This window comes from Euzebya pacifica (assembly GCF_003344865.1).
Taxonomy (GTDB): domain Bacteria; phylum Actinomycetota; class Nitriliruptoria; order Euzebyales; family Euzebyaceae; genus Euzebya; species Euzebya pacifica.
In genome coordinates, this window is sequence record NZ_CP031165.1 from 4,341,092 (window position 1) to 4,353,436 (window position 12,345).

Consider the following 12,345-nt stretch of genomic DNA (forward strand, 5'->3'; position numbering starts at 1 on the left):
CGTCGCGGTCAGCCCACGTCGGTGCGCAGCAGGTCCTCGGGGGTCTCGCGGCGGACCACCAGGCGGGCGTCGCCGTCGCGGACGAACACCACGGGCGGGCGCAGGACCTTGTTGTAGTTGGACCCCATCGAGTGGCCGTAAGCGCCGGTCACCGGGGTGGCCAGGACGTCGCCGACGGCCAGGTCGGACGGCACCTGCGCGTCCCGCACGAGGATGTCGCCGGACTCGCAGTGCTTGCCGACCACCCGAACCTGCTGGGGCCGCTCGGCCTCGACCGCACGCGGGAGGAAGGTCTCGTAGCCGCTGCCGTACAGGACCGGACGAGGGTTGTCGCTCATGCCGCCGTCGACGGCAACGTAGGTCCGGATGCCCTCCAGCGGCTTGACGGTGCCGACGGTGTAGAGGGTGACGGCGGCAGCAGCGGCGATGGCGCGGCCCGGTTCGATGCCCAGGGTCGCGGTGATGCCCAGCGACGCGGCAGCCGACGTCAGCTCGGCAGCCCAGTCGCTGATGCTCGGCGCCTGTTCCCCGGTCACGTACGGCACGCCCAGCCCGCCGCCGATGACCAGCTCGGGCAGGTCCAGCGGAGCGGTGAAGGTCGCGAGGACCGCCAGCGCCTTGGCGAAGGACTCGGCCTCGAACACCTGCGAGCCGATGTGGCAGTGGATGCCGACCAGGTCCATGGCATCGCTGGCCTCGGCCCGCCGGACCGCCTCCAGCGCGACCCCGGTGGCGACGGTGAAGCCGAACTTGGAGTCGTCCTGGCCGGTGGCGACGAACTCGTGGGTCTCGGCCTTCACGCCGGGGGTGACGCGCAGCAGGACCCGCGGGGCGGGGGACCCGGCGGCCACGAGCGCCTCGATTCGGTCCATCTCGTCGAAGGAGTCCACGATGATCCGCCCGACGCCGGCCGCCATGGCCTCCCGGAGCTCGTCGCCGGACTTGTTGTTGCCGTGCAGGTGCAGCCGGCCGGCGGGCACGTCGGCGGCCAGGGCCACGGCCATCTCGCCGCCCGTCGCGACGTCGATGGACATGCCTTCCTCGTGCACGAGGCGGGCCATCGCGCGGCACAGGAACGCCTTGGAGGCGTAGGTCGCGTGGTCGCCGAACGCCGCGACGGCCTCGCGGGCCCGGGCACGCAGGTGGTCCTCGTCGTAGACGAACAGCGGGGTGCCGAACTCCTCGGCGAGGTCCAGCAGGTCGCAGCCGCCGATGACGAGCTGTCCCCTGTCCCCCACGGTGGCGTTGTCGGGCAGCAGGTGGAACGGCAGCGGTGCGCTCACGATGTCAGCACCGTCGCCAAGGACATAGCGCTCACATGCGCTCCCGCGGCGTCACACCCAGGATGCCGAGCGCGGCCGAGACGGTGATCCGTGCGGCCTCGCACAGCCAGAACCGTGCGACCGACAGCTCCGGCGCCTCGGCGTCGATGACCTGGCACTCGGTGTAGAAGCGGTGGAACGCGTCGGCGACGTCCTCGGCGTAGCGGGCCACGCGGTGGGGCGCCCGGTCGGCCGCTGCCCGTTCCACCGTCTCGCCGAACGCGTCGATGCGACGGATCAGCTCCTGCTCGGTGTCGTGGGTCAGCAGCGTCAGGTCGGCGTCCTCGACCGAACCGGCGTCGAAGTCGACCTCGACGGCCTTGCGCCCGATCCCGGCGATGCGGGCGTAGGAGTAGTTGATGTAGTGGACCGGGTTGGCCTTGTCCTCGCTGACGACCCGGGCGATGTCGAAGTCCTGTGGCGTGTCCATCGACGACCGCAGGAAGGTGTAGCGGGTGGCGTCGGCGCCGACCTCCTCCACCAGCTCGTCGAGGGTGACGAAGTTGCCGGAGCGCTTGCCCATCCGCACCGGTTCGCCGTCGCGCAGCAGGTTGACGAGCTGCCCGATGATGACCTCCACAACCCCGTCGGGAACGCCCTCGGCACGGGCGATGGCGTGCAGGCGACCCACGTACCCGTGGTGGTCGGCGCCCAGCAGGTAGATGGCCAGGTCGAAGCCGCGGGCCACCTTGTCGGCCAGGTAGGCCGTGTCGGCAGCGAAGTAGGTCTTCGCCCCGTCGGCCTTGACCAGCACGCGGTCCTTGTCGTCGCCGAAGTCGGAGGTCCGCAGCCACACGGCACCGTCGGCGTCGTAGGCGTGGCCGCGATCGCGGAGGGACCCGATCGTGTCGTCGATCGCGCCGCCGGCATGCAGGGTCTTCTCGGAGAACCACACGTCGATGTGGATGCCGATGGACTCCATGGTCGCGCGGATCTGGTCGGTCATGGCCGCGACCGACCTGGCGACGACATCGGCGGTGTCGTCGGGGTCCACGCCAGCCGCGGTCAGCTGCTCGGCGATTTCGGTGATGTAGGCACCCCGGTAGCCGTCCTCGGGCACCTCCTCCCCGCGCATGCGAGCAGCCACCGACGACCCGAGCAGGGTGATCTGGTTGCCGGCGTCGTTGAGGTAGTACTCGCGCGTCACCGACCACCCGGTGGCCTCGAGCACGTTGGCCAGCGCGTCACCCATCGCCACCCAACGACCGTGCCCGACGTGGAGCGGGCCGGTGGGGTTGGCGGAGACGAACTCGATGTTGGCGCTGCGTCCGATGCCGCTGGTGGACCGTCCCCAGCCGTCCACGCCGGCCTCGACGACCGCCCGCACGATTGCCCCGAACGCGTCCTGGGCCAGGCGGAAGTTGATGAAGCCCGGACCGGCCAGCTCGACCCCGTCGACCCCGTCGATGTCGCCGAGGGTGTCCACGATCGTCTGGGCGATGTCGCGTGGCGGACGGCCGACCGGCTTGGCCAGCGTCAGCGCGACGTTGGTCGACCAGTCACCGTGATCACGGTTCTTGGGCCGCTCGAAGGTGGGCGTGCGTTCGGGAAGTCCGGCGTCGGCCAGGGCCTTGGCCACGGCGGTCGCGAGCTGTTCGGGTCCGATCATCCCCGACAGCGTAGCCAGCCCGGCCAGCCCTCCCGGACCACCCGGCAGCCGGACGGCGCTAGGCGGAGCGCTCGGCGATGAGGCGGTTGACCAGGTCCATCAGGTCGATGGGGTCGAACGGCTTGGTCACGTAGGCCTGCACCCCGAGGTCGGTGCCCTTTCGCACGTCAGCCTCCATGGCCCGGGCCGACAGGAACACGATCGGGATGTTGCGGGTCTCCGGGTCGTTCTTGAGGGTCTCCGCAACCTGCCAGCCGTTGACGTTGGGCATCATGACGTCGAGGAGGATCAGGTCGGGCCGTTCGTCGCGAACACGGTCCAGGGCGTCCTGGCCGTCCACGGCGGTGATGACCTCGTGGCCCTCCATCTCGAGGTTGACCTCGAGCAGGCCCCTGATGACGTGGTCGTCATCGACTGCCATCACTCGTGCCACGTGTCGTCCTTGTCGTCGTCCTCGTCCTGGCGTTCCCCCCGGTCATGCGATGCCGCGGTGAGGCTACCCGCAGGAGGAGACGGATGGAGGGTACCGAATGGCCGTGCGCGTCCCATGAGCCGCGGCACGGCGCGGCCCTCGACACGCTGTTCGTGCGGAGATGCATACTCGCCATGTGACGGAACGGGACCAGCCGCCCGGGGGCCTCGCTGAGGCGTCCGTCGCCGGCATGCGTGCGCTCGTCGATGCGGTCACCGCCATCACGCGGGTCCAGGACGACCCAGAGCAGATGCTGGAGCAGATCGTCGAGGCCGCGAGGACCGTCTCGGGGGCCGAGTACGCCGCCCTGGGGATCGTCGGCCCCGACGGCCGCACGCTCGACGCCTTCCTCCACACCGGCATGGACCCCGCCACCGTCGAACGGATCGGCAACCTCCCCACCGGCCACGGGATCCTCGGTGCGGTCATCGTGGAGGGTCGGGCCCTGCGCCTGCCCGACCTGTCGCTGCACCCCGCCAGCCAGGGCTTCCCACCCAACCACCCGCCGATGCGGTCCTTCCTCGGTGTGCCCATCCGCTCGGGCGAGGAGGTACTCGGCCACCTCTACATGACCAACAAGGAAGGCGGGGCGGGCTTCACCGACACCGACGAGGCGCTGATCACGGCGCTGGCGGGTCAGGCATCCATCGCGATCGAGATGTCGAGCCGGTACGACAAGGAGCGGGAGCTGACCCACCGCCTGCAACGGCTGGTCGAGGTCAACACGGTCCTGACGACGGAACGCCGTGTCGACCACGCCCTGCAGCAGATCGTCAACGCCGCGGCCGACCTCGTCGACGCGACCTACGTCGGGCTCGGAGTGCTGGGCGAGGGGCGCGACTCCTTCTCCAGCTTCATCCACACCGGGATGGACCCGGGCCTGGTCGAGGCGATCGGCGACCTGCCCGTCGGCAGGGGAGTCATGCGCGCGGTCATGGTTGGCGGACGGGCGATCAGGCTCAAGGACATCGGCGAGCACCCGGCCAGCGTCGGCTTCCCGGCGGACCACCCCGTGATGCGGTCCTTCCTCGGCGTGCCGGTTGCCCATCGTGGACGGGTCATCGGTGACCTGTACCTGACCGACAAGCGTGGCGAGCAGGAGTTCACCGAGATCGACGAGCTGATCGCCACCGCGCTGGCGTCGCAGGCAGCCGTGATCGTCACCAACGCCGACGCCTACGAACGCGAACGTGCCCTCGTCGCCGAGCTCCGCAGCGCCGACGAGGCCAAGGAGGCGTTCGTGCACCACGTGGCCCACGAGCTGAAGACGCCGCTGGTCACCATCCGCGGCTCGCTGCAGGCCCTGGAGATGGGGCGCAAGGGGCTCAACGACGCCCAGCGCACCCAGCTGGAGCAGATGGCCGTTCGGCAGCTCGACACGATGATGGACATGGTCAACAACCTGCTCGAGCTGGCCAGCATCGAGTCGGGCCGGTCGCCGCTCGTGCTGGAGGCCGTGGCGCTCGGGCCGGTCGTCGACGCGGCGCTGACCTCGGCCCCTCCGCCCGAGGGCACGGTCGTCGACCTCGATCCCTGTGCCGACGATCGCGTGACCGCCGACCGCCGCTACGTCGAACGGATCGTCAGCAACCTGCTGACCAACGCCTACCGCCACGGCGGCCCGCACATCACCGTCCGGACCACCTCCGACGACGACGGGGTCACCCTTTCGGTGATCGACAACGGCGACGGGGTGCCCGCTTCGTTGGTCCCGACGCTGTTCGAGCGGTTCGTCCGCGGCCGGGAGTCCCGGGGCACCGGCCTGGGCCTTGGCCTGGTCAAGGCGCTCGCCGAACGCTTCGGCGGGTCGGTTTCCTACCGGCCGGCAGACCACGGAGGCGCCCGGTTCGACGTCCGCTTGCAGCACCCGGACGCGGCCGGGACACCCGACGTCGTGGTATGACCGGGGTATGCCCGAACTCCCCCTGCACGGTGTGACCCCGACCCACATTCCCGAGTGGCCGGCCGAGACGGTTGCTGCCCTCGAGGCCGCCACGGCCGCCGACGACCCCATGTCGGCCCTGCGCGACGTCGCCGCCGGCGCCCCCTCGTTCCTGCCCGTCTGGGCCGAGCTCGCCGAACGATCCCTCGACGCCGGCGATCCCATCGCTGCCTATGCCTTCGCACGGGTCGGCTACCACCGCGGCCTGGACGCGATCAGGGGTGCTGGCTGGCGCGGTCAGGGCCCGGCCCCGTGGTCGCACGAACCGAACCGCGGCTTCCTGCGGTCCCTCGACGCCTTGCGACGTGCTGCCGCGGCCATCAACGAACCCGGCGAACCCGACCGCTGCCGCGACTTCCTGCTGCAGCTGGACCCCGAGGACCACCTGGGAGTGGCTGAGCAGTGAACGCGGGCTACTCGGGGACCCCGCTGGCCAAGAAGCTCGGCCTGACGCCGGGCATGCGGCTGGGGCTGGACAACCCTCCCCCCGAGTTCGTTGGCCTGGCGCTGCTGCCCGTGCCCGACGGCATCTCCATGCACACGCACCTGCGCGGGAACATGGACATGGTCATCGGGTTCTACGACAGCCGAGCGGAGTTCGAGCGTCGGCTGCCGATCGCCCGCCGCCGCATCCCCGACGACGGGGTCCTGTGGATCGCCTGGCCCAAGCAGACCAGCCGGGTCCCGACCGACATGACCGAGGACGTCATCCGGGAGGTCGCGCTGCCCACCGGCCTGGTCGACACGAAGGTCTGCGCCATCGACGAGGTGTGGAGCGGACTCAAGCTGGTGGTCCGCAAGGAGCTGCGGAACGGCTGACCCGCGCCGGCCGACCCCTCAGCGACGCAGGATCGCCTGGACCTCGACCTCGACCTTCCATCGGGGGTCCAGCAACGCCGCCACGACGACCATCGTGGCGGCCGGCTTGATGCTGGCGAACCGACGGCCGTGGGCGCGTCCGACCGCCTCCCAGTCCGCCGCATCGGTCAGGTACATCCGCGTTCGCACCACGTCGACGGGGGCACCACCGGCCCGTCGCAGGGCGTCCAGGGCCAGCTCGAACGCACGGTCGGCCTGGACCTCGGCGTCCTCCGGACACGACCCGTCGGGCCACACCGGCGCCGTGCCGGCAACCTCGACGACGTCGTCCACGCGCACCGCGCGGGAGAAGCCGATCGGGGCTTCGTACGGGGAGGATCCGGTCACGAGGCGTCGCATGGCCGGCAGTCTTGCACTCAGCCGGTGCGATCGGGAACGGGCTGTTCGGGGATCTCGTCCTCCGCCACGCGCTTCAGCGCCCGGAGGCTGCGTCGGAAGATGTGGGACACGTACGGCACGGCGACGTTGCGGGCGACGAGGTCGCCGAGCCGGCCCAGGGGCGCGTCGATCTGCTCCCACCACGTGAACAACGACCCCTGTCGGCCATCGGCGAGGCGCGTGGGGGTCAGCTCGAAGGCGCCGTGGCCCTTGATGATCGGGCCGGTGTGCAGCACCGCGATCTTCTCGCCCTCCACCCATTCGGTGACCCGCATCTCGTCGGGCACGACGAGGCCGAGGGCGATGTTGGTGGGCACGTGGATCACCGTCCCGACGCCCTCCCGCTGGTCGCTGGTCACGGTGACCGACTGGGCGTCCTGCATCCAGGCCGGTTGGTCCTCCCAGCGCACGAGAAGCTGCCACACCTGTTCGGTGGGTCGGTGGATGTGGACGCGTTCCTCTACCCTTGCCATCGTACGGCGGACGGTACCCCGTTCGGGACCGAGCCACGCGAGCGGCCAACGAGCCGCGACATCCGCGAAGCCCGCCGCCGTCGCCCGGCACCGTGTCCGCACGGGTTCGCCCCGGGCCCCCCGTTTCACAGACCTGCAGAGGAAGACCGATGTTCATCGAGCTCAACGGCGTGCGCCACCACTACGTCTCCAAGGGCGAGGGCCCGCCCGTGGTCCTGGTCCACGGCCTGGGCGGCGACCTCCACGCCTGGTACGGCGTGATCGAGTGCCTTGCCGTCCACCATCACGTGATCGCCCTCGACCTGCGCGGCCACGGTCGCAGCGACGCCGGGTCGGGCGGCTACTCCATCCAGATGTGGGCCCAGGACGTCAACGCCCTGATCGCCGCGCTCGAGCTGCCGCCGGTCACGCTGGTCGGCCACTCCCTGGGCAGCCTCGTCGCCCAGCAGGCCGCGCTGGACAAGCCCGAGGCCGTCGACCAGCTCGTCCTGGTGGGTGGTATCTCCTGGTTCGAGCCGGACACCAAGAAGGCCTACAACGACCGGGCGGACCTCGTCGAGGCCGAGGGCATGGACGCCGTCGTCGACAGCTGGCTGCCCGGTGCGATGGCCCCGCGCACCCAGGCCAAGCTGCCGCAGCTCGTCGGCCTGGCCCGTGACATGTACCTCCGCAACGACCCGCAGAGCTACGCCAAGTCCTGCAGGGCGCTGGCGAAGATGCCGCGGATCCCGCGGGAGGACATCGGCCAGCCGACGCTGCTGGTCGTCGGCGACCACGACCGCTCCACCCCCATCGCCATGACCGAGGAGCTGCACGCCGAGATCCCGGTGTCCCGTGTCCGGGTCATCCCGACGGCCGCCCACTGGGTCATGCTCGAGCAGCCCGACGCGTTGTCGGCCGCCATCCTCGAGTACCTCACCTGAGGCCGGCACGAGGGTCGGCTGGACCCCCGAGCGCAGAGGAGCCCGTGACCAGAAGGGACTGACCCGAAGTGACCATCTTCGGGTTTGGTCCTCTCGTTGGATGTCCAACCTGTCGATACGAGGTGAGACGACACCCACCTCGAAGGACCAGCCATGGACTACCTGGACGAGCTGTACGGCCACCTGACCTCGGGCGACCCCGCCCTCGGTGCCGCGCTTGCCGAGGGACGTCCGGCGGACATCGTCCGGCTGAGCCGCTTGCTGCGCCACACGCCGTTGCACGTGCTCACCCGCAATCGCTCCGGCCTGGTCGACGCGCTGCAGCACGTCCCCCATCTGCACGATGTGCTGCGCGCCACCTGGTCACGACAGGACGCCGCCACCACCTCGCTGGTGTTCGCCTGGGTCGAGCAGGCCCGGCTGCGCGAAGGTCGCTCGTCCGGCCGCGCGACCGCCGTCGTGCAGTGGATGCAGGAGCGGGAGCTGGCCGCGGCCGCCTGACCCCGGCCACCCGCCGCGCCCGGACCAGCCGGTCACCGGCTCACCCAGGGGCGAACGGGTCGACGATGTCCGGTGCCGTCGGGACGGGCGTCGTGTCGCGTTGCTGGACCAACGCCGCAGCGCACACGAGCAACGCCTCCGGATGCATGCCCGCTGGCCGCCGGTGTCGCATCCGCTGCGCGATGGTTGCCGCCACCTCCTCCCCGATCCGCTGCCGCTGATCCGCGGCGAAGGAACCGGAGCGCAGCAGGAACGTCCGCACCAACGAGTAGTCCTCCCCGTCGAGGCCCGACACGTCAAGGGTGCGCGCATATCCCACGAGCGCCGGCGGGACCTGCCACCTGACGGGTTGGTCGACCACGCCACGGCGAACCCGGTCGCGGATCACGACGGTGCCGGCCGCCAGGTCCCCGAGCCGTTGGTTCCGCGACGTCACCAGCGAGGTCACGATCGCCGGGATGCCCAGCAGCAGGTAGAAGTCGACCAGCGCCAGCAGCCACCGGATCGAGGCATGGCGGAACCGGACGGTCCCGCCGTCGACGGTGACGACCCGCAACCCCAGCAGCGCCTTGCCGGGTGTCCGCCCGCGCAGCAGCACCTCGCACGCCACGGGCACCCCCCACAGGATCGCGAAGTTCAGCAGCAGGAACGCCACGATCGCGAGCCAACCGGGGCCACCGTCGAGGCCCAGGCCGAAGCCGACCCCGACCGCCAGGACCGCGGCCAGGACCACGGCGTACTGCAGCGTGAACAGGATGACCAGGTCGACCAGGATGGCCAGGCTGCGGGACCCCAGGTCGGCCAGCGGCAGGTCGATGGTCACCGCCTCGGGCGTGACCAGGGCGGCCCGCCGCCGGCTGGCGCCGACGGGGCTCGGCACGACGCTCACGCGAGTCCCCTCACGAGTCGTACAGCGCCTCGATCTGATCGCTGTACGTGGCGTGCACGCCCCGCCGCTTGAGCTTCATGGTGGCCGTCAGCTGTGCCGAGTCGGGCACCCAGTCGTCGCCGAGCACCGTCCACTTCTTGATCTGCTCGACGTTGTTGAAGCCCTTGATGACCTCGCGCACGCCGCGGTCGATCTCCTCCAGCACCATCGGGTCCTCGGCGAGGGCGGCCAGCGAACGGTCCTCGATGCCCTTGTCCAGCGCCCAGCCGGGGGCCGCGTCGGGGTCGAGGACCAGCAGGGCGGTCAGGAACGGCCGGTCGTCACCGATGACGCAGGCCTGTCCGACCAGCGGCAGGGACTTCAGCATCGCCTCGATGTTGGCCGGCGAGACGTTCTTGCCGCCTGCGGTGATGATCAGCTCCTTCTTGCGGTCCACGATCGAGAGGTACCCCTCGTCGTCGAACTCGCCGATGTCACCGGTGTGCAGCCAGCCGTCGTCGTCGAAGGCCTCGGCGGTCCGTTCGGGGTCCTTGTAGTAGCCGCGGGTGACGATGGGGCCGCGGCACAGGACCTCCCCGTCCTCCGCCAGCACGACCTCGGTGCCAGGAAGGGCCCGGCCGACCGCGCGGCGCTTGACCCGGTAGGGGTCCCACGTCATGCCCCCCGTGTTCTCGCTCATGCCGTAGATCTCGCTGAACGGCACCCCGATGCCACGCATGAAGTCGAACACGAAACCGGGCAGCGGCGCTGCGCCGGTGAAGGCCATGCGCATCTCGTCCAGGCCCACCATGGTCCGCAGCGGGGCGAACGCCACCGCGTCGACCTGCTGGTGCATGGCGGCGAGCTCGGGCGGAACGGGCTGGTCGTCGGCCTCCAGCGCAGCGACCTTCTGCCCGACCTGCAGCGCCTGCTCGAACTTCTCCGCGGAGTCCCCACCCTTGGCCGCGACCGCGGCGAGGATGCCCGACCGGAGCTTCTCGAAGACCCGGGGCGGACCGAAGAGCACCTGGGGCCGAACGGCCACCATGTAGGGCAGCAGCGCGGTCGGGTCGGGGCAGGTGGTGACGACGTGCCGCTGGCGAAGCCAGCCGTAGTGGCTGACCATCCGCTCGGCGATGTGGGCCATCGGCAGGTAGCTGACCATCCGCTGGCCGGTCCGATCCTCCTCGCGCAGCAGGCCGAACGTGGCCTGCCCGGCGGCGCAGATGTTGGTGTGGTCAAGCATCACCCCCTTCGGCTGGCCGGTGGTACCGGAGGTGTAGATGAGGGTGACGACGTCATCGGGCTGGCTGGCGGCCACGGCCGACTCGACGTCGACGGGGTCGCCCTCCAGCAACGAGGCGAACGACAGCACGTCGTCGGGACGCAGGTCCTCCGGGTCGTCGACCACGACGACGTGCTCGAGGTCGGGCAGCTGCCCGCGGACCTTCAGGAGCCGCTCGAGGAACTCGACGTCGTCACAGATGACGGCCTTGGCCTCCATGTGGCCGAGCAGGTACTCGACCTGCTCGGGTGCCGAGGAGTTGTAGATCGACACGGTCTTGGCGCGGCACAGCAACCCGCCGAGGTCCGCCACGTGGAACTCGGGTCGGTTGCGCAGGAACAGCGCGACGCTGTCGCCGGGTTCGATGCCCCAGCTGCGGAAGGTCCCGGCGATCCGGCTGGCACGGTCCAGCACCTGTGCCCAGCTCCACTGCTGCCAGGCATCCCCGTCCTTCCAGCGAAGCGCCACGTCGTCGGGCTGCTCCGCGGCGGCGTCCAGCAGCCACTGCCCGACGGTCTGGCCCTCGATGTCCTCGAGCAGCTGCTCGCGTGTCAACGTCTCCGGCATCCCTGGTGTCCTCCAACGGTTCGGCTCCTGACCGGAGTCACCCTAGAGCAGGGCCGTTCCGCAGGGAACGGGTTGTTCGGGATAGGGTGCGCGGCGATGAACCTGGACCGCTTCGTCGCCGCACACGCCCCGATGTGGGAGCGGCTGGACGAGGCAGCCCGTCGGGACCCGGCGTCGATGTCGGCCTCCGAGATCCGCCAGCTCGTCGGGGACTACCAGCGGACGGCCACGCACCTGTCAACGGCCCGGACGACGCTGCGCGACCCGGAGCTGACGCTGCGCCTGTCCCAGCTGGTGGCCAGGGCGGGTGCCACGGTCCACGGCACCCGGCCGCGCAGCTGGCAGCTCGTCGCCAGGTTCTTCACCGAGACCTTCCCGGCCGCGATGTGGCACCAGCGCTGGCCGATCGGCGTGGCCAGCAGCATCTTCCTGGTCGTGGCGTTCGGCTTGGGGGCCTGGACGGCAACATCGCCCGCGGCGCTGGATGCGGCCATCCCCCCGGCGGTCCAGGACGCCCTGATCGCTGGCGACTTCGTGGAGTACTACTCCGACCGACCGTCGGGGCAGTTCTTCGCCGAGGTCGGCTTCAACAACATCCAGGTGGGCTTCGGGGCCTTCGCCGGCGGCATCCTCGCCTGCCTGCCCACGGTCCTGCTGCTGGGCCTGAACGCCGCCAACGTGGGGTTCGCCGGCGGGTTGTTCCACGCCAACGGGGTGGCGGAGGTGTTCTGGGGGTTCATCACCCCCCACGGGCTGCTGGAGCTGACGGCGATCTTCGTCGCCGCGGGCACGGGGCTTGCGCTCGGATGGTCGTGGATCGACCCGGGCGACCGGCGTCGGGCCGAGTCCCTGCAGGACCAGGCCAGCCGGGCCATCACCATCGTCGGCGGCCTCATCGTGGTGTTCGGCGTGGCCGCGCTGATCGAGGGGTTCGTGACCGGGGCACCCCTCCCGACCTGGTTGCGGGTCGGCGTCGGCGTGCTGGCGGAGGGTGCGTTCCTGGCCTTCGCGTGGGTGTACGGACGCCAGGCCGCCTCCCGAGGCCTGACCGGGACACTGCGCCAGGCCGAGCGGGCCACCTGGGAGTCCGTCACCCGACCCGCGACGATCTGACGGCCAGCGGTCG

At 70.7% G+C, this 12,345-nt stretch carries 13 protein-coding genes; 6 read left to right on the forward strand and 7 right to left on the reverse strand.

What is annotated here, in order from left to right:
- Positions 1 to 8: 8 nt before the first annotated feature.
- Genes lysA through DVS28_RS18595 form a run of 3 tightly spaced genes read right to left on the reverse strand, consistent with a single transcriptional unit; the run spans position 9 to position 3,352 of the window.
- Entirely contained in the window at positions 9 to 1,283 is a 1,275-nt protein-coding gene (gene lysA / locus DVS28_RS18585; RefSeq protein ID WP_114592796.1) for a diaminopimelate decarboxylase, read from the reverse strand.
- A gap of 31 nt (positions 1,284 to 1,314) precedes the next feature.
- Positions 1,315 to 2,931, reverse strand: a complete 1,617-nt coding sequence (gene argS, locus DVS28_RS18590) for an arginine--tRNA ligase (RefSeq protein ID WP_114592797.1) — start codon at positions 2,929 to 2,931, stop codon at positions 1,315 to 1,317.
- Between the two features lie 58 nt (positions 2,932 to 2,989).
- Entirely contained in the window at positions 2,990 to 3,352 is a 363-nt protein-coding gene (locus tag DVS28_RS18595; RefSeq protein ID WP_114592798.1) for a response regulator, read from the reverse strand.
- A gap of 187 nt (positions 3,353 to 3,539) precedes the next feature.
- Between DVS28_RS18595 and DVS28_RS18600 the strand changes: the two genes are divergently transcribed.
- From DVS28_RS18600 to DVS28_RS18610, 3 genes are read left to right on the forward strand one after another with little or no spacing between them, the layout of a single operon-like run.
- Positions 3,540 to 5,306: a GAF domain-containing sensor histidine kinase gene (locus DVS28_RS18600; RefSeq protein ID WP_164710747.1), complete on the forward strand. Its 1,767-nt coding sequence runs from the start codon at positions 3,540 to 3,542 to the stop codon at positions 5,304 to 5,306.
- A 7-nt stretch (positions 5,307 to 5,313) separates the two neighbouring features.
- Positions 5,314 to 5,751 carry a DUF3151 domain-containing protein gene (locus DVS28_RS18605; RefSeq protein ID WP_114592800.1) on the forward strand — a complete coding sequence of 146 codons (438 nt, stop codon included), beginning with the start codon at positions 5,314 to 5,316 and terminating at the stop codon, positions 5,749 to 5,751.
- The gene (locus DVS28_RS18610) at positions 5,748 to 6,164 is read left to right on the forward strand and encodes a DUF3052 family protein (RefSeq protein WP_114592801.1); all 417 of its coding nucleotides are present in this window, start codon (positions 5,748 to 5,750) and stop codon (positions 6,162 to 6,164) included. Before DVS28_RS18605 ends, DVS28_RS18610 begins: the two co-directional genes overlap by 4 nt.
- Positions 6,165 to 6,182: 18 nt before the next feature.
- Here DVS28_RS18610 and DVS28_RS18615 read toward each other — a convergent pair whose 3' ends face one another.
- Both DVS28_RS18615 and DVS28_RS18620 read right to left on the reverse strand, forming a co-directional pair.
- Positions 6,183 to 6,563: a RidA family protein gene (locus DVS28_RS18615; RefSeq protein ID WP_114592802.1), complete on the reverse strand. Its 381-nt coding sequence runs from the start codon at positions 6,561 to 6,563 to the stop codon at positions 6,183 to 6,185.
- A 17-nt stretch (positions 6,564 to 6,580) separates the two neighbouring features.
- A complete protein-coding gene (locus DVS28_RS18620; protein ID WP_114592803.1) occupies positions 6,581 to 7,075 on the reverse strand; it encodes an SRPBCC family protein in 495 nt (164 codons plus the stop codon).
- A 149-nt stretch (positions 7,076 to 7,224) separates the two neighbouring features.
- Between DVS28_RS18620 and DVS28_RS18625 the strand changes: the two genes are divergently transcribed.
- Both DVS28_RS18625 and DVS28_RS18630 read left to right on the forward strand, forming a co-directional pair.
- Complete coding sequence (locus DVS28_RS18625) at positions 7,225 to 7,998, forward strand: alpha/beta fold hydrolase (protein WP_114592804.1); 774 nt, start codon at positions 7,225 to 7,227, stop codon at positions 7,996 to 7,998.
- 153 nt (positions 7,999 to 8,151) lie between these two features.
- Positions 8,152 to 8,499, forward strand: a complete 348-nt coding sequence (locus DVS28_RS18630) for a hypothetical protein (protein WP_114592805.1) — start codon at positions 8,152 to 8,154, stop codon at positions 8,497 to 8,499.
- A 40-nt stretch (positions 8,500 to 8,539) separates the two neighbouring features.
- Here the strand turns inward: DVS28_RS18630 and DVS28_RS18635 are convergent, their stop codons facing one another.
- Positions 8,540 to 9,388 carry an RDD family protein gene (locus DVS28_RS18635; RefSeq protein ID WP_164710748.1) on the reverse strand — a complete coding sequence of 283 codons (849 nt, stop codon included), beginning with the start codon at positions 9,386 to 9,388 and terminating at the stop codon, positions 8,540 to 8,542.
- 10 nt (positions 9,389 to 9,398) lie between these two features.
- Positions 9,399 to 11,219: an AMP-dependent synthetase/ligase gene (locus DVS28_RS18640; RefSeq protein WP_114592807.1), complete on the reverse strand. Its 1,821-nt coding sequence runs from the start codon at positions 11,217 to 11,219 to the stop codon at positions 9,399 to 9,401.
- Positions 11,220 to 11,315: 96 nt separating this feature from the next.
- Between DVS28_RS18640 and DVS28_RS18645 the strand changes: the two genes are divergently transcribed.
- Positions 11,316 to 12,332: a stage II sporulation protein M gene (locus DVS28_RS18645; RefSeq protein WP_114592808.1), complete on the forward strand. Its 1,017-nt coding sequence runs from the start codon at positions 11,316 to 11,318 to the stop codon at positions 12,330 to 12,332.
- Positions 12,333 to 12,345: the final 13 nt, after the last annotated feature.

What these genes read in the sequence shown, in the direction of transcription:
- argS (WP_114592797.1), bottom strand. Translation starts at nt 2,931, where the DNA reads ATGATCGGACCCGAACAGCTCGCGACCGCCGTGGCCAAGGCCCTGGCC.
- DVS28_RS18595 (WP_114592798.1), bottom strand. Translation starts at nt 3,352, where the DNA reads ATGGCAGTCGATGACGACCACGTCATCAGGGGCCTGCTCGAGGTCAAC.
- DVS28_RS18605 (WP_114592800.1), top strand. Translation starts at nt 5,314, where the DNA reads ATGCCCGAACTCCCCCTGCACGGTGTGACCCCGACCCACATTCCCGAG.
- DVS28_RS18615 (WP_114592802.1), bottom strand. Translation starts at nt 6,563, where the DNA reads ATGCGACGCCTCGTGACCGGATCCTCCCCGTACGAAGCCCCGATCGGC.
- DVS28_RS18620 (WP_114592803.1), bottom strand. Translation starts at nt 7,075, where the DNA reads ATGGCAAGGGTAGAGGAACGCGTCCACATCCACCGACCCACCGAACAG.
- DVS28_RS18625 (WP_114592804.1), top strand. Translation starts at nt 7,225, where the DNA reads ATGTTCATCGAGCTCAACGGCGTGCGCCACCACTACGTCTCCAAGGGC.
- DVS28_RS18630 (WP_114592805.1), top strand. Translation starts at nt 8,152, where the DNA reads ATGGACTACCTGGACGAGCTGTACGGCCACCTGACCTCGGGCGACCCC.
- DVS28_RS18640 (WP_114592807.1), bottom strand. Translation starts at nt 11,219, where the DNA reads ATGCCGGAGACGTTGACACGCGAGCAGCTGCTCGAGGACATCGAGGGC.
- DVS28_RS18645 (WP_114592808.1), top strand. Translation starts at nt 11,316, where the DNA reads ATGAACCTGGACCGCTTCGTCGCCGCACACGCCCCGATGTGGGAGCGG.